The following is a 16,095-nucleotide window of genomic DNA, read 5'->3' as shown; positions in this document are numbered from 1 at the left end:
ATGTACGGGCGGTTGGGCCGCCACGCGGGCGCTCAGCCCTTGACCGCGCCGGCGGACATGCCGGTCACGAGGTGCCGCTGGGCGACGAGGAAGACCAGTGCCGCCGGGATGGCGATGAGCACGGAGGCGGCGGTCATCGGGCCCCACTGGGCGCCGTACTGGTTGACGAACTTCTGCAGTCCGCCGGCCAGCGTGAGGTTCTCGTCGCCGACCATGAAGGCGGAGGCGTAGGCGACCTCGCCCCAGGCGGTGATGAAGGAGTAGAACGCGGTCACGGCGATGCCCGGCTTGGCGAGCGGCAGGATCAGCCGCCAGAAGGTGCCGAACGGGGTGAGTCCGTCGACCTGGCCCGACTCGTCGATCTCCCGCGGGATGGTGTCGAAGAAGCCCTTCATCATCCAGGCGCAGAACGGCACGGCGATGGTGAGGTACGTGATGACCAGGCCGGCCGGCTGGTTGAGCAGCCCCATCGAGGACATGATGTTGTAGATCGGCACGATCAGGACGGCGACCGGGAACATCTGGGTGATCAGCAGCGTCCACATCAGTCCGCGCTTGCCGGGGAAGCGGAAGCGGCTGACGGCGTAGCCGGTGGTGGAGGCGATGAAGACGCCGAGGAGCGTGGTCAGGCCGGCGACGAGCAGCGAGTTGCCGAACCAGCTGAGGAACTCGGTGTTCTCCAGCAGGTCGGTGTAGTTCGCGAACGTCGTCTCCCGGAAGAAGTCCGTGGTGGTGGCGTACTTCGCCGGCTTGAGGGAGGTCAGGAAGACCCACAGCACGGGGAAGACGGCGATCACGGAGGCCACGGCCAGGGTGGCGTGCAGGCCGATGGAGGCGAGCGGCGAGCGGCGTCCGCGCAGCGGGGCGTCGCCGGTCCGGTCGAGTGCGTCGGTGGTCACCAGACTTCTCCCTGCTTGCGGAGGACTCGCCGGTAGACCGCGGCGAAGATCATCAGGAGGACCAGGATCAGTACGCCCCAGGTGGACGACTGGGCGAAGTCGCGCGGGCTGATCTCGAAGGAGAACTTGTACGCCTGGGTGACGAGGATCTGGGTGGCCTCGCCGGGCCCGCCCCGGGTGAGCAGGAAGATCACCGGGAACATGTTGAAGGTCCAGATGGTGCTCAGCAGGATCACGGTGGTGGACACCGAGCGCAGGCCGGGCAGGGTGATGTGGCGGAAGCGCTGCCAGGCGTTGGCGCCGTCCATCTCGGCGGCCTCGTAGAGCTCGCCGGGGATGGACTGCAGGCCGCCGAGGAGGGCGACCATCATGAAGGGGACGCCGAGCCAGACGTTGACGGCGATGACCGAGAACTTGGCCCAGGTCGGGTCGTTGAGCCACGGCAGGGCGTCGAGGCCGCCGCTCGTGAGGATCTGGTTGAGCATGCCGCGGCGCTCGTCGTAGAGGAAGCGCCAGGCGAAGACGGAGACGAAGCCGGGCACGGCCCAGGGCAGGATCAGCAGCAGCCGGTAGACGGAGCGGCCGGCGATCCTGCGGTTGAGCATGTTGGCGAGGCCGAGGCCGAGGACGAAGGTCACCGAGACACAGGACACCGTCCACACCAGCGTCCAGCCGAGCGTGCCGAGGAACTGGCCTCCGGTGAGCGCGTCGGCGTAGTTGTCCAGGCCGACGAACTCGTAGGTGGCCGGGATCTCGTTGATGCCGATGCTGCGGGCGACGTTCCGCTCGTTGGCGTCGGTGAGGGAGAGATAGATACCCCGGAACAGCGGATATCCGATGATCACGCCGATCACCACGGTCACCGGGGCGACCATCGCCCAGGCGTACCAGTGGGTGGAGAGGGAGCGCCGGAGCTTCCCCCCGGGGGTGCCAGTACCGCGGCTCCGGCCGCGGGCGACGTCGTCGCCCGCGGCCTTCGCCACCGACTGGCTGCTGGTGTCCACAGCCATCAGCCGGCCTGCCTTCCTTGTTACTTCCAGTCCTTCAGGAGCTTGCGGTAGGCGTCACCCGTCGCCTTGGCTCCCTGCTCCGGGCTGGTCTGGCCGGTGAGGACCTTGGTGTACTCGACCTGCAGGGGGGCGAAGAGGCTGCCGCCCTCGGGGACCCAGGGGCGCTCGACGGCCTTGTCGACGACCGGCTTGAAGAAGCCGATCATCTCGTTGCTCGCGACGTCGGGCTTGATGTAGACCGACTCGCGGGTCGGAAGCAGGCTGAGCTCCTTGGCGGCGGTGGTCTGCGCCTCGGCGGAGGTCATGTACTCGGCGAAGGCGTAGGAGGCCTGCAGGTTCTTGGAGCCCGCGTACACGGCGAGGTTGTGACCGCCCTGCGGGGCGCCCTGACCGGCGGAGCCGGCCGGGACGGGCGCGATGCCGAGGTTCGCCTTGTCGGCGAACTCCTTGCCGGCGTAGGTGTCGGTCACGGCCCACGGGCCGTTGATCATCATCGCGACCTTGCCGTCCTTGAAGGCGGCCTGCATGTTGTCCCAGCCGTTGCTGGCGTCGGTGATGGCGGCCTTGGAGTCGACCAGGTCCTTGACGACCTTCATGGCCTTCACACCGGCGGGGCCGTCGATCGTGACCTTCTTCTGCTCGGCGTTGACCATGTCACCGCCCTCGCCGTAGAGGAAGGAGAGGAACCAGTAGGCGTCGTCACCGCGGAGGTAGAGACCGGTCTTGCCGGTCTTCTCCTTGATCTTGGTGGCGACGGTCTTCAGCTCGTCGATGGTCTTCGGCGGTTCGACACCGGCGTCCTTGAAGATCTTCTTGTTGTAGAAGATGCCCATGGAGTCGATGACCTGCGGAACGGCGTAGGTCTTGCCGTTGTACTTGGTGGAGGCGGCGGCCTGCTCCAGGAAGTCGCCCTCGTTCTTCAGGGCGGCGGTTCCGTCGAGCGGGGCGAGGTAGCCCAGGTCCGCGAACTCCGGGGTCCAGGCGACCTCGGAGCGGATGACGTCGGGGGCGCCGGAGCCGGACTGGGCCGCGTTCTTGAACTTGTTCTGCGCCTCGCCGAACGGCACGTTGACGTACTTGACGGAGACCTTCGGGTGCTTCTTGGTGAAGCCCTCGGCGAGCTTCTTGAAGACCTTGTCCTCGCTGCCGACGTTCGACGTGTCCCACCAGGTGACGGTGCCGGAGAGCTCGCCCGAACCCTTCGTGCCGCCGGTGCCGCCGTCGTCGCTTCCGCACGCCGCCAGGGTCACGCCCAGGGCAGCGACCAGCGCGGTGGCCGCTATGCCACGCCGCATGTGAACTCCTTCAAACGATCCCGGATGAACGAGGGGCGAAGACCTTCCTCATGCGACCGCTCCCTCGCGGCGCGCCGGGTTGCCAGGAACGTAACAGGGATGAAAACGAGCCGAAAGACCTTGCGTGAAATTTCTGCAAGGACGGGGGATCGTTACATCCGCGTGTCCCGAAGGTTGCCACCGGATCGCTTGACAGCGCGGAAAAGGGCGCTCTTGCGGAGCTCTCAGCGCCCTGCAAGGGTTTTCGGCATTCCTTGCAGGGCCGTTTCATGACCGCCCTGACCTCGTTGTCAGTACGACACCCCGACGATCCTCGGCCCTGGAACACGCGAGAGGGACACCCCACATGGCCCACGAGCTCACCTCACCGACGCCGCTGCCCGACCTTGCAAGCCCTTGCGAAGACGGCGCCCGCCGCGCCGAATGGTGGCGGGATGCCGTCATCTACCAGGTGTACGTCCGTTCCTTCGCGGACAGCGACGGCGACGGGATCGGCGACCTGCGCGGCGCCCGCGAGCGGCTGCCGCATCTGGCCCGGCTCGGCGCGGACGCCGTGTGGCTCACGCCCTTCTACGCCTCCCCGCAGGCGGACGGCGGCTACGACGTGGCGGACTACCGCGCGGTCGACCCGGTCTTCGGGGATCTGGCGGACGCCGACGACCTGGTGCGGACCGCGCACGAGTTCGGCCTGAGGGTGATCGTGGACATCGTCCCGAACCACACCTCGGAGCGGCACCCCTGGTTCACGGCGGCGCGGGCCGCGGCGGGCCCGGAGCGGGACCGCTACATCTTCCGGCCGGGCCGCGGCGAGGACGGCGCCGAGCCGCCCAACGACTGGGAGTCGGTCTTCGGCGGCCCGGCGTGGACGAGGGTGGCGGACGGGTCCTGGTACCTGCACCTCTTCGCACCCGAGCAGCCGGACCTCAACTGGGAGAACGCGGAGGTGCGGGCAGAGTTCGACTCCGTCTTCCGCTTCTGGCTCGACCTGGGCGTGGACGGCTTCCGGATCGACGTCGCCCACGGCATGGTCAAGGCGGAGGGCCTGCCCGACATCGGCCACGGCCGGCAGGCGCGCCTCATCGGCACCCAGCGGCTGCCCTTCTTCGACCAGGACGGGGTCCACGAGATCCACCGCGGGTGGCGGCGCCTGCTGGAGTCGTACGGCCCCGATCGCATCGGGGTCGCCGAGGCCTGGGCGCCGACCCCGGAACGGCTCGCGCTCTACGTACGCCCGGACGAACTGCACCAGGCGTTCAACTTCCAGTTCCTCAACTGCCCCTGGGACGCGGCGGCGCTGCGGTCGGTGGTCGAGGAGTCGCTGCGGGCCACGGCCTCGGTCGGCGCGCCCACCACCTGGGTGCTCTCCAACCACGACGTGGTCCGGCACACCACGCGGTACGGCGCGGGCGACCCGGCCACGGGCCTGCGGCGGGGCCGCGCGGCGGCGCTGCTGATGCTGGGGCTGCCCGGCTCCGTCTACCTCTACCAGGGCGAGGAGCTGGGCCTGCCGGAGGTCACCGACCTCCCGGACCGGCTCCGGCAGGATCCGGCGTTCCTGCGCGGGGAGGGGCAGGACGGGCTGCGCGACGGCTGCCGCGTCCCGCTGCCGTGGACGGCCGAGGGCCCCTCCTTCGGTTTCGGCCCGGCCGGCTCCTGGCTCCCGCAGCCCCCCGAGTGGGCCGCCCTGAGCGTCGCGGCCCAGAGCGGCGTCCCCGGCTCGACCCTGGAGCTGTACCGCGCGGCCCTCCGGCTGCGCCGGGAGCACCCCGCCCTGGGCGCGGGCGACGCGGTGGAGTGGCTGGAGGCCCCGGAGGGCGTCCTGGCTTTCCGGCGCCGCTCCGACGGCGGTGACGTGCTGGTGGCCCTGAACACGACGGCCCGCTCCGCCGACATCACCGTGGAGGCCGACATCACCGTGGAGGCCGGCATCACCGTGGCCGAGCCCCTGACCGGGCCCCCGGCCTGGACCGTCCCCGCCTCGCTCCTGCTGAGCAGCGCCGGCGGCGAGGGGGCCGGAGCGGGCGCCGAAGCCGACCCCGTACTCCCCTCCCCCACCCGCGAGTTGACCCCCGCCGCCCCCGCCGGGCCCGAGCCGCGCACGATCCGGGTTCCCGCCGAGTCCTGCGTCTGGTGGGCAATCTGACGTGCGACCGGTACAGTCCAATCCCATGACCGCGCGGCTTGCCGACATCGCAGCCCAGGCGGGGGTCAGTGAAGCCACAGTCAGCCGCGTGCTCAACGGCAAGCCCGGTGTGGCCGCGGCCACCCGTGAATCCGTGCTCGCCGCACTCGACGTCCTCGGGTACGAGCGTCCGGTGCGGCTGCGCCAGCGCAGCGCCGGACTGGTGGGACTCATAACCCCCGAACTGGACAACCCGATCTTCCCCGCGCTCGCGCAGGTCATCGGGCAGGCCCTGACCCGGCAGGGCTACACCCCCGTCCTCGCCACCCAGACCCCCGGCGGGTCCACCGAGGACGAGCTCACCGACATGCTCGTCGAGCGCGGGGTCTCCGGCATCATCTTCGTCTCGGGACTGCACGCCGACACCACGGCCGACATGACGCGCTACGACCAGCTGCGCGGCAAGGGTGTCCCGTACGTCCTGATCAACGGCTTCTCCCCCAAGGTCCAGGCTCCCTTCGTCTCGCCCGACGACCGGGCCGCGATGCAGCTGGCCGTGACGCACCTGGCCGCGCTCGGCCACACCCGGATCGGCCTCGCGGTCGGGCCCAAGCGGTTCGTACCGGTGCTGCGCAAGATCGAGGGCTTCCGGCTCGGCATGCGGGACCGGCTCGGCCTCTCCGCCGAGGAGTCCGAGGAGCTGATCCAGCACTCCCTCTACACCCTGGAGGGCGGCCAGGCCGCCGCGGGCGCCCTGATCTCGGCCGGCTGCACCGCCGTCGTCTGCGCCAGCGACATGATGGCGCTCGGCGCCATCCGCGCCGCCCGGCAGCGGGGGCTGCACGTCCCCAAGGACGTCTCGGTGGTCGGCTTCGACGACTCGCCGCTCATAGCGTTCACCGATCCGCCGCTGACCACCATCCGCCAGCCCGTGCAGGCGATGGGGCAGGCGGCGGTCCGCGCGCTGCTCGAGGAGATCGGGGGGACCCCCGCCCCGCACAGCGAGTTCGTCTTCATGCCCGAACTGGTGGTTCGCGGTTCAACCGCTTCCGCCCCGACCCCGAGGAACCCCTGATCCCGGCGCGCCCGGCCTCCCTCCCGAGGCGGAGCACATGCGCCGAGAACCCGACCGGAGGATGATCGGTCGAGGGGCGTGGATCTGGCAGACTCTCTCCCTATGGGTGAAACGACCGTGAAGAGTTTGGAACGCCGGACAGCGGCCACCCCGTCACCCATCGTGGCCGACGGCAGGTTCGCGCGTCTGCGCGCTCGCGTGCCTCGACGGCCGCGGATCTGGTTCGAGATCCTGCTCATCGCGGTCAGTTACTGGACGTACTCGCTCATTCGCAACGCGGTGCCGGAGCAGAAAGCCCAGGCGCTGCGGAACGCCGACTGGATCTGGCAGGCCGAGCAGTCGCTCGGCCTGGCTTTCGAGCAGACCGTCAACCATGCCGTGAACTCGGTGACATGGCTGATCGTGTCGATGAACTACTACTACGCCACGCTGCACTTCGTCGTGACGATCGGTGTGCTGGTGTGGCTGTACCGGTGGCAGCCGGGGCGTTACGCCGGTTTCCGTACGGTCCTGTTCGCCACCACCGGTGTGGCCCTGGTCGGTTACTACCTGTATCCGCTCGCGCCGCCCCGGCTGATGAACGGCCAGAGCTTCATCGACACCGTCCTGGTGCACCAGACCTGGGGCTCGATGGCCTCCGGCAACCTCAAGCACATGTCGAACCAGTACGCCGCGATGCCGTCGATGCACATCGGCTGGTCGCTGTGGTGCGGTCTGACCATCTTCGCCCTGGCCAAGGCGCCGTGGGCGCGCATCCTGGGGCTGCTCTACCCGACGCTGACGCTGGTCGTCATCGTGGCCACGGCCAACCACTTCTGGCTGGACGCCGTGGGCGGCATGATCTGCCTGGCCTTCGGCTTCGGCGTCTCGTACGTCTGGTACGGCTCGGCGCCGCAGCGGCTGCCCAAGCTGGTCGGACCGGCGGAACCGGTGGCGCGTGGCGCGGTGCCCGCGGCGGGCGCCGACGTGGGCGGTCTCGACGACGTGGACGACCTGGACGGTCTGGACGGTCTGGACACGGAGGGCCGCGGTCCGGTCGCCGCGGCGAGCCCCGCGCGGGAACCCGGCCGCGGCCCCGAGTACGACGCCGACCAGGCCCCGGTCAGCACCGGTAGGTGACGCGGCCCCCGGCCATGGTGAGCCGGACCGGCGCCCGCTCGGTCTCGTCGGCCGGTGCCGTCACCGGGTCGACGGTGAACGCGGTGAGATCCGCGCGGTAGCCCGGCGCGATCCGCCCGGCGATCGCCTCCTCCCCGGCCGCGACCGCCGCGTGCGTGGTCAGGCCCTCAAGGGCCATGAGGCCGGTCAGCCCGTGCCGCGCCGAGGCCGCGCCGCGCGGGGTCTGGGCGGTGGCGAGGATCTGCCGGGCGTCATAGTGGGCGATCGGCCAGTCCGAGCCGAGCGCGAGGTACGCCCCGGCGTCCCGCAGATCCCGGCACCGCCAGGCCCGTCCGGCCCGCTCCTCCCCGAGCCGCTTCGACCACTCGTCGGTGCGGTCGGCGCGGGTGTACGCGGTGTGCGGGGGCTGCATCGAGGCCACCACCCCGAGCGCCGCGAACCGGCCGAGCTGGTCGTCCGGCACGGTCTCGATGTGCTCGACACGGTGCCGGGGGCCACCGGGCCCGAGGGCTTCCACGGTGTCGAGGACGTGGCGGACGGCCGCGTCGCCGATGGCGTGCGTCGCGGTGCCGACCCCGGCCTCGTGGAGGTGGCGTACGGCGGCGGAGTAGGCGGCCGGGTCGGGCCAGAAGGCGTCCGTGCCCTGGCCGTGGCAGTCGGCGTGCTCCAGCCAGGCGGTGCCGCCCTCGACGGTGCCGTCCATGAAGAACTTCACGCCGCCGACCCGCCACAGGCGCCCGGCCCGCTTCTGGAGCCGTACCAGCTCCGCCAGCTCCTCCCGGTCGGCGCCGGGCATGCACCAGGGGGCCAGCCGCAGCCGCAGCGGCAGGTCGCCGTCCTCCTCCAGGGCGGCCAGCAGCCCGGGTACGTCGTGTCCGCCGAGGTCCATGACATGGGCACCGGTCAGGCCGGTGGCGGCCATGGAGCTCAGCAGCGCGACGAGCCGGTCGCGCCGCTCGGCGTAGGGCTGGACGGGCAGCAGCGGGGTCATCAGATCCATGGCGGCGTGCTCGATCAGATGGCCGGTGGGCCGTCCGTCGGCGTCGCAGACGACCTCGGAGCGCTGGGCGAAGGCGCGGGGGCCGTCGACGCCCGCGGCCTTGAGCGCCGCGACGCTGACGAGGGTGGAGTGCCCGTCGTAGAGCCGCAGGTGGGCGGGGGCGCCGCCGAGGACGTCCTCGATGAGGTCGTGGTGGATCGGGCGGCCGCCGAAGACGTTGTGGTCGAGGCCGGCGCCGATCACCCAGCCGTCCCGGCGCTCGGCGCCGGCGAGCACGGCCCGCAGCTCGTCGAGGTCGCGCACGGCGGACAGGTCCGTGCCGGTGAACATCTCCAGGCCCCACACGGGGTGGCTGTGCGCGTCGGTGAGACCGGGGGTGAGGGTGGCGCCGGCCAGGTCGACCGTCTCGGTGCCGGGGCCGCTCCAGTCGCGGGCGTCGGTGTCGTCGCCGAGGGCGGTGATCAGTCCGTCGCGGACGGCGACAGCGGTGTGGCCGGTGAGCTCGGGCGTGCGGACTCGGGCGTTGACGAGGACGAGGTCGGGTGCGGACACGACGGCTCTTCTCCTTGGGTGGATGCGGGGTCGGAATCGGGACCGGAACGGGGTTCGGAATCCGGTTCGGAATCCGGTTCGGCGGCGAAGTTCGCGTACACCTCGGGGCGGGTGCGGCGCAGCCGGTACGCCAGGAGCAGGCCGAGGAGGAAGACGCCGGGGACGAGGGCGACGAGGACCGTGTTGACGGTGGCGGAGGCCCCGGTGAAGACGTCGATCTTGGAGACGACCAGGACGATCGCCCCGGCGAGCAGCACGGCCGCGACGACCGGGGCGACGACGGTGCGCAGGACGCCTTCCCCGTGGCGGACGCGGCGGAAGTAGAGCGGGACGGCGAGGGCCGCCAGGAGCTGGAGGGCCATGAGGCCGATGCCGCCGGGGGTGTTCACCCAGAGCAGGAGCTGCGTGTACGGATCGGCGTCCGCGGCCGCGAAGCCGAGGACGACGGCCAGGCCGAGGACGGTCTGCGCGAGGCCCGCGACGTACGGGGAGCGGTGGCGCGGGTGGACCCTGCCGAGGAGCGGCGGCAGCACGCCCTCCTCGGCGAGCGCGAGGCCGTAGCGGTTGATCGCGTTGTGGAAGGCGAGGAGGGAGGCGAGGACGCTGGTGACGATGAAGACGTGCATCAGGTCGGCGGCCCAGGCGCCGACGTAGGTGGTGATCGCGGCGAAGAAGAGCCCGCCGGTGTCGCCCGCGGCGGCCTCGACGACCTTGTCGTCGCCGAAGGCCTGGATGACGGTCCAGACGACGAAGGCGTAGAAGAGGCCGAGGAAGCAGACGGCGATGTAGGTCGCGCGCGGGATGGTGCGGGCGGGGTTCCGGGCCTCGCGCCGGTAGATCACGGTCGACTCGAAGCCGGTGAAGGCGGTGAATGCGAAGGCGAGGACGGCCGCGCTGCCGGGGACCAGGACGTGGGCGGGGGCGAAGGAGGCGAACGAGAGCCCGTCCGCGCCGCCTTCGAGCAGCACGCCGGCGGCGAGCAGGACGAGGATGCCGGTCTCGGCGACGAGCAGGACGCCGAGGACCTTGGCGCCGAAGTCGATCGAGCGGAAGCCGCCGTACCAGATGAGCAGCAGACCGGCGATCGAGACGGGGAGCCAGGGGATGTCGACGCCCCACAGGGCGTGGGCGGTGTCGGCGGTGGCGGAGCCGAGCAGGCCGTAGACGCCGATCTCCATGCCGTTGTAGCCGAGCATGGCGAGCAGGGCGGCGGCGATGCCGACGGGCTTGCCGAGGCCCCGGGTGATGTACGCGTAGAACGCGCCGCCGCTCTTGACGTGGCGGGTCATCGTGGTGAACCCGACGGCGAAGATCGCGAGGGTGACGCCCGCGAGGAGATACCCGGCGGGGGCGCCGATGCCGCCGAGGACGAGGGCGATCGGGGCGACACCGGCCATCACGGTGAGCGGGGCGGCGGCGGAGACGACGAAGAAGGAGATGTCGGCGGTGGAGAGCGTGCCGGTTCTCAGCCCCTCGGGCTCGTCGGGGGAGGTGGGTGCGGGCATGGAAGGGGGAGCCCTTCTGCTACGGCGGGGAAGGAGGGTGCGCGCGGAGGGTGCGCGACCGAAAACCTAAAGGCTTTCGGTTGCGGCAATGTAGCCTCCGAGACGACGTACGGGAAGACCTCAGCGAGAGAGCGGGAGCATGGGACGGCCGCGGACACCCTTGATCGACCGGGAGCGCATCACCACGACGGCGCTCCAACTCGTCAGCGCGCAGGGGGATTTCAGCGTTCCGCAGATCGCCAGGGCGCTCGGCGTGCAGACCGGGTCGCTGTATCACCACGTGGACGGCCGGAGCGGGGTCGTCGAGCTGATGCGGGAGCGGGTCTGCGACGCGATCGACGGCGGGACGCTCGACCTGGAGCCGTGGGACGCGGCGATGGCCGCCTGGGCGCGCTCCTACCGCTCGGCCTTCGCGGCCCACCCCCGGGTCATCCCGATGCTGATGACCTCACCGGTCCGCGCGCCGAAGGTCCTCGCCCAGTACGAGCGCGCGGTCGGCCGCCTGCTGGCCGCCGGATTCGCGAACGCCGACGTCATGACCGTGATCGTCGCCCTGGAGAACCTGGTCCTCGGCTCGGCGCTCGACCTGGCGGCCCCGCGGACCATGTGGGAGCTGCCCGACGAGACGACCACGCCACGGCTTGCCGAGGCGCTGACGGCGGCGGCCGCGGACCGCGCGAACGCGGCGTTCGAGCTGGCGCTGGAGGCGTTCCTGACGCACTGCCGGGGCATGCCGACGGGCCATGCCGACGGGCGCGGGGCGCCAGGCCCCGTGGCCGGGGGCCGACGCGGCCGCCACGCTCAGGCTCCGTAGCCCGGCCCGACGCTTCTGCCCGCTCAGGCTCCGTAGCCGGGGGCCGACGCGGCCGCCGCGCTCCGCAGCCCGACCCAGCACGTCGCCCGCGCTCAGGCTCCGTAGAACAGCTCCTCCACCACGGCCCTGGCCCGGCGCGTGATCCGGCGGTAGTCGTCGACCATCTCGCCGACGTGACCGGGGCCGTAGCCGAGGTAGCGCCCCACCGCGGCCAGTTCGCGGCCGTCGGACGGGAAGGTGTCTCCGGGCCGGCCGCGGACCAGCATCACGGCGTTGCGGACGCGGCTCGCCAGGACCCAGGCCTCGTCCAGGATCTGCGCCTCGTCCGTGGGGATCAGCTCCGCCGCCCGGGCGGCGGCCAGCGCGTCGCGGGTCCGGGTGGTGCGCAGCCCGGGCTCCGCCCAGCCGTGGCGCATCTGGAGCAGCTGGACCGTCCACTCGACGTCGCTCAGACCGCCCCGGCCCAGCTTCGCGTGGAGCGTCGGATCCGCTCCGCGCGGCAGACGCTCGTTCTCCATCCGGGCCTTGAGGCGGCGGATCTCGCGCACCGCGTCCTCGCCGAGGCCCTCCGCCGGATAGCGCAGCGGATCGATCAGCTCGATGAACCGCTTCCCCAACTCCGGGTCGCCCGCCATCGGTTCGGCGCGCAGCAGGGCCTGGCTCTCCCAGACCAGGGACCAGCGGCGGTAGTAGGCCTCGTACGACTTCAGCGTACGGACCAGCGGACCGCTCTTGCCCTCCGGTCGCAGATCCGCGTCGATCAGCAACGGCGGGTCGGCGGTGGGGAGTTGGAGGAGCCGGCGCATCTCCGTGACGACCCGGTTCGCGGCCCGCGCCGCCTCGTGCTCGGCCACGCCCTCGCGCGGCTCGTGCACGAACAGGACGTCGGCGTCGGAGCCGTAGCCGAGCTCGTGCCCGCCGAACCGGCCCATGCCGATGACCGCGAACCGCGTCGGCAGCCGGTCCCCCCACTCGGCGCGCACCGCGGCCCGCAGCGCGCCCGCGATGGTCGCCGCGTTGAGGTCGGTCACCGCCTGGCCGACCCGGTCGACCAGCGCGCCCGGGTCGTGCTCGCGCGGGCTGTCCTCCGTGCCGTAGGAGCCGATGATGTCGGCGGCGGCGGTACGGAACAGCTCGCGGCGGCGAACGCCACGGGCCGCCGCGACCGCCTGCTCGGCGCTGTCGGCGCGGCCGACGGCGGCCAGCACCTCCTGTTCGAGGTGGTCGCGGCCGCGCGGGGTCAGCCCCTCCGGGTCGCCGAGGATCGCCACCGCCTCGGGCGCGCGCAGCAGCAGGTCGGGGGCGAGCCGCCCGGCGGAGAGCACCCGGGCGAGGTTCTCGGCCGCCGCGCCCTCGTCGCGCAGCAGGCGCAGGTACCAGGGGGTCTTGCCGAGCGCGTCGGAGACCTTGCGGAAGCCGAGGAGCCCGGCGTCGGGGTCGGCGGAGTCCGCGAACCAGCCGAGCAGGACCGGGAGCAGCGTGCGCTGGATCGCCGCCTTGCGGGTGACGCCGGAGGCCAGGGCCTCCAGGTGGCGCAGGGCGGCGACGGGGTCGGCGTAACCGAGCGCTTCGAGCCGCTGGCCCGCGGCCTTGGGGCTGAGCCGGGTCTCGCCGGGGGTGAGCTGGGCGACCGCGTCGAGCAGCGGCCGGTAGAAGATCTTCTCGTGCAGCCGGCGGACGACGGCGGCGTGCCGCTTCCACTCGCGGTTCAGCTCCGCGACGGGGTCGGTGCGCAGTCCGAGCGAGCGCCCGAGCCGGCGCAGGTCGGTCTCGTCCTCGGGTACGAGATGGGTGCGGCGCAGCCGGTGGAGCTGGATGCGGTGCTCCATGGCGCGCAGGAAGCGGTACGCCGCGTCGAGCTGGGCCGCGTCGACGCGGCCGACGTAGCCGCCGGCGGCGAGCGACCTCAGGGCGTCCAGGGTGCTGCCGCCGCGCAGCGTGGCGTCGCTGCGGCCGTGCACCAACTGCAGGAGCTGGACGGCGAATTCGACGTCCCGCAGGCCGCCGGGGCCGAGCTTCAGCTCGCGTTCCACCTGGGCGGCCGGGATGTTCTCGACGACGCGGCGGCGCATCTTCTGCACGTCGGGGACGAAGTTCTCGCGCTCGGCGGCCTGCCAGACGAGCGGGGAGACGGCCGCGATGTAGGCGGCGCCGAGCTCCGGGTCGCCCGCCACGGGACGGGCCTTCAACAGGGCCTGGAACTCCCAGGTCTTGGCCCAGCGCTGGTAGTAGGCGAGGTGGGAGGAGAGGGTGCGGACGAGGGGGCCGTTGCGGCCCTCCGGGCGGAGGTTGGCGTCGACGGGCCAGATGGTGCCCTCGACGGTGGCCTCCGAGCAGATCCGCATGAGGTGGGAGGCCAGCCGGGTCGCGGCCTGGAGCGCCTTGGCCTCCTCCGTGCCGGACGTGCCGGAGGTGCCGGAGGTGCCGGACACACCCTCGATGGGCTCGCCGACGAAGATCACGTCCACGTCGGAGACGTAGTTGAGCTCGTGGCCGCCGCACTTGCCCATCGCGATGACGGCGAGCCGGCACAGCGCCGCGTCCTCCGGGGCGGCGCTGCGGGCGATGGCGAGGGCGGCGCGCAGCGTCGCGGTGGCGAGGTCGGCCAGCTCGGCGGCGGTCTGGGCGACGTCGATGGTGCCGCAGACGTCCCGGGCGGCGATCGCGAGGAGGCAGCGGCGGTAGGCGACCCGCAGGGAGACGGGGTCGGTGGCGTCGGCGAGGCACCGCTCGAACTCGGCGACGCCGGGGTGGAGATCGGCCGCCTCGTACGTGACCAGGGCGTGCCAGTCACGGGGGTGGCGGGCCAGGTGGTCGCCGAGGGCCTCGGAGGTGCCGAGCACGCCGAGGAGCCGGTCGCGGAACGGCTTGGCGGACAGCAGCGTGGAGGTGAGGGTCTGGCGTTCCTCGTCGGGCTGCGCCTCGACCAGGCGGACCAGGCCGCGCAGGGCCAGGTCGGGGTCGGCGGTGGCGCCGAGCGCGTCGAGCAGCACGGAGTCGCCGCGCAGGGCGCCCAGCTCGGGGACGTCGAGCAGCCGCTCGGCGCCGGACGGATCGGTGAACCCGTGCCGCAGCAGCCGCGTGAAGATACTGCTCCTGCGCCCCGGCACCGTCATTCCGCCGCTCCCTCCGCCGTTCCTTCCACCGTTCAAGGATTCGAGCCTATCCGGAGGGCGGGGCGGGGTCGCTCCAGGACCGGGGACCGATGAGTTCGTGGCCCGGGGACGGTCTGCCCTGGTGACGGCACTCGTCGAAAGGACCGCGCCATGCCTCCCGCCATGCCCACCGAGACCTCGCTGGACCCCCGCTACAGCGCGCCGGAGGCGCACGCCGCCGACTGGTCGGAGGCCGTCGCCCGACTCACCGGGGCGGAGGTCTTCTGGCTGACCTCGGTCCGCCCCGACGGCCGCCCGCACGTCACGCCGCTGATCGCGGTCTGGTCGGAGGGGGCGCTGCACTTCTGCACCGGACCGGACGAGCGCAAGGCCCGCAATCTGTCGGCCAACGCCCAGGTGGCCCTCACCACCGGCACGAACAGCCTCTCCGCGGGCTTCGACGTCGTGATCGAGGGCGAGGCCGTCCGGGTGACGGACGAGACGCGGCTGCGCGCCCTGGCCGGCGCCTATGTCGACAAGTACGGCCCGGATTGGCGATTCGACGTGCGCGACGGCGTCTTCGTGGGCGACGGTGGAGTCGCCCTGGTGTTCGCCGTCGCGCCCCGCACGGCCTTCGGCTTCGCCAAGGGCGAGCCGTTCGGCCAGACCCGCTGGCGTTTCTGAGGAGTATCTCCATGAACTGGACGCTCGAAGTCGTTCCCGTGCCTGTCACCGACATGGACCGGGCGAAGGAGTTCTACGGCGACAAGTGCGGCTTCAAGATCGATCTCGACGACGAGGTGGCGCCGGGGATGCGGATCATCCAGGCGACCCCGCCCGGCTCGCGCTGTTCGATCGCGATGCTCAGCGGAATGCCGACGATGCCGGGCACGAAGGAGATGGCGCCGGGCTCGCTCCACGGCCTCCAGCTCTGCGTGACGGACATCGAGGCGGCCCGCCGGGAGCTGATCGACCGGGGCGTGGACGTCACCCCGATCCGCCACGTCGGCGCGTCGGGCTGGGAGGACGGCAAGGGCGACACCTGGAACTCGTTCATGTCCTTCGAGGACCCGGACGGCAACGGCTGGGTGGTCCAGGAGGCCCCGTCGGAACTGTCGGAACGCTGAGCGACCCGGCACAGCTGAGCAACCCGGCACGGCGGATGCCCTCCGCCGCGCCGGTCTGTCGTTCGGGTGGGCCGTAGCCGCTGGGCCGCGCTCACAGCACCGGCGGGTTCTTGCGCAGGCCGCCGCAGCAGCCGGCACGGGTTCGTCCCGCAGACCCCGTTCGACTGGTCGCCGCCGCCGGCGTGCTGGTGCCGGTTGTCCGCCCGCGTCTGGGCGGTCCGGCGCCGGTCGGCTTCCCCAAGTGGGCTCCAGCGCGCGTGACGGCGCCTAGCCGAACACGGCGTCGGCTATCTCTTCCAGCCAGTACCGCACCTGGTGCCGCCGGCGGCAGAATCGCTTCGGGCGCCTCCACCGGCGCTGATCGAGCGGCCGGTGGCACTGCTTGCACTGCTTCACTCGCGTCTGCCGTTCCCCATGGCCTCGACTCTAGCGGCCCCTCTGACCAGGGAGAACCCGATGAACACCCCGCCCGGGCCCGCGCC

Annotated in this window: 12 protein-coding genes; 6 read left to right on the top strand and 6 right to left on the bottom strand. The window is 72.0% G+C overall.

The features are described 5' to 3' along the window. Nucleotides 1-32: 32 nt before the first annotated feature. From ACIRB4_RS07860 to ACIRB4_RS07850, 3 genes are read right to left on the bottom strand one after another with little or no spacing between them, the layout of a single operon-like run. A complete protein-coding gene (locus ACIRB4_RS07860; RefSeq protein ID WP_403289645.1) occupies nucleotides 33-902 on the bottom strand; it encodes a sugar ABC transporter permease in 870 nt (289 codons plus the stop codon). After that, nucleotides 896-1,909 carry a carbohydrate ABC transporter permease gene (locus ACIRB4_RS07855; RefSeq protein ID WP_403289169.1) on the bottom strand — a complete coding sequence of 338 codons (1,014 nt, stop codon included), beginning with the start codon at nucleotides 1,907-1,909 and terminating at the stop codon, nucleotides 896-898. Before ACIRB4_RS07855 ends, ACIRB4_RS07860 begins: the two co-directional genes overlap by 7 nt. A gap of 20 nt (nucleotides 1,910-1,929) precedes the next feature. Then, nucleotides 1,930-3,204 carry an extracellular solute-binding protein gene (locus tag ACIRB4_RS07850; protein ID WP_403289167.1) on the bottom strand — a complete coding sequence of 425 codons (1,275 nt, stop codon included), beginning with the start codon at nucleotides 3,202-3,204 and terminating at the stop codon, nucleotides 1,930-1,932. Nucleotides 3,205-3,550: 346 nt separating this feature from the next. Here ACIRB4_RS07850 and ACIRB4_RS07845 point away from each other — a divergent pair, with 346 nt between their 5' ends. The 3 genes from ACIRB4_RS07845 (at nucleotide 3,551) to ACIRB4_RS07835 (ending at nucleotide 7,520) form a co-directional block, all read left to right on the top strand. Beyond that, the gene (locus ACIRB4_RS07845; protein WP_403289165.1) at nucleotides 3,551-5,347 is read left to right on the top strand and encodes an alpha-amylase family glycosyl hydrolase; all 1,797 of its coding nucleotides are present in this window, start codon (nucleotides 3,551-3,553) and stop codon (nucleotides 5,345-5,347) included. A 25-nt stretch (nucleotides 5,348-5,372) separates the two neighbouring features. After that, nucleotides 5,373-6,401 (top strand): LacI family DNA-binding transcriptional regulator, encoded by a 1,029-nt coding sequence (locus ACIRB4_RS07840; RefSeq protein ID WP_403289164.1) that lies wholly within the window; start codon nucleotides 5,373-5,375, stop codon nucleotides 6,399-6,401. A gap of 102 nt (nucleotides 6,402-6,503) precedes the next feature. Next, nucleotides 6,504-7,520 carry a phosphatase PAP2 family protein gene (locus ACIRB4_RS07835; protein WP_403289162.1) on the top strand — a complete coding sequence of 339 codons (1,017 nt, stop codon included), beginning with the start codon at nucleotides 6,504-6,506 and terminating at the stop codon, nucleotides 7,518-7,520. Here the strand turns inward: ACIRB4_RS07835 and ACIRB4_RS07830 are convergent. Then, nucleotides 7,504-9,072 (bottom strand): amidohydrolase, encoded by a 1,569-nt coding sequence (locus ACIRB4_RS07830; RefSeq protein WP_403289160.1) that lies wholly within the window; start codon nucleotides 9,070-9,072, stop codon nucleotides 7,504-7,506. The two genes, ACIRB4_RS07835 and ACIRB4_RS07830, sit on opposite strands and share 17 nt — an antisense overlap. Beyond that, the gene (locus tag ACIRB4_RS07825) at nucleotides 8,982-10,577 is read right to left on the bottom strand and encodes an APC family permease (RefSeq protein ID WP_403289159.1); all 1,596 of its coding nucleotides are present in this window, start codon (nucleotides 10,575-10,577) and stop codon (nucleotides 8,982-8,984) included. Before ACIRB4_RS07825 ends, ACIRB4_RS07830 begins: the two co-directional genes overlap by 91 nt. Before the next feature lie 139 nt (nucleotides 10,578-10,716). Here ACIRB4_RS07825 and ACIRB4_RS07820 point away from each other — a divergent pair, with 139 nt between their 5' ends. Next, nucleotides 10,717-11,391, top strand: a complete 675-nt coding sequence (locus ACIRB4_RS07820) for a TetR/AcrR family transcriptional regulator (protein ID WP_403289158.1) — start codon at nucleotides 10,717-10,719, stop codon at nucleotides 11,389-11,391. 92 nt (nucleotides 11,392-11,483) lie between these two features. On the opposite strand, the gene ACIRB4_RS07815 is transcribed toward ACIRB4_RS07820, so the two are convergent. Next, entirely contained in the window at nucleotides 11,484-14,507 is a 3,024-nt protein-coding gene (locus ACIRB4_RS07815) for a bifunctional [glutamine synthetase] adenylyltransferase/[glutamine synthetase]-adenylyl-L-tyrosine phosphorylase (RefSeq protein ID WP_403289155.1), read from the bottom strand. Nucleotides 14,508-14,657: 150 nt separating this feature from the next. On the opposite strand from ACIRB4_RS07815, the gene ACIRB4_RS07810 reads away from it, so the two are divergent. Both ACIRB4_RS07810 and ACIRB4_RS07805 read left to right on the top strand, forming a co-directional pair. After that, the gene (locus ACIRB4_RS07810; RefSeq protein WP_403289154.1) at nucleotides 14,658-15,170 is read left to right on the top strand and encodes a pyridoxamine 5'-phosphate oxidase family protein; all 513 of its coding nucleotides are present in this window, start codon (nucleotides 14,658-14,660) and stop codon (nucleotides 15,168-15,170) included. Nucleotides 15,171-15,181: 11 nt separating this feature from the next. Then, nucleotides 15,182-15,613: a VOC family protein gene (locus tag ACIRB4_RS07805; protein WP_403289152.1), complete on the top strand. Its 432-nt coding sequence runs from the start codon at nucleotides 15,182-15,184 to the stop codon at nucleotides 15,611-15,613. Nucleotides 15,614-16,095 lie beyond the last annotated feature (482 nt).

This window comes from Streptomyces sp. NPDC093600 (assembly GCF_044764755.1).
GTDB lineage: Bacteria > Actinomycetota > Actinomycetes > Streptomycetales > Streptomycetaceae > Streptomyces.
The sequence above is the reverse complement of the archived record's forward strand: the minus strand, read 5'-3'. Positions and strand labels throughout refer to the sequence as shown.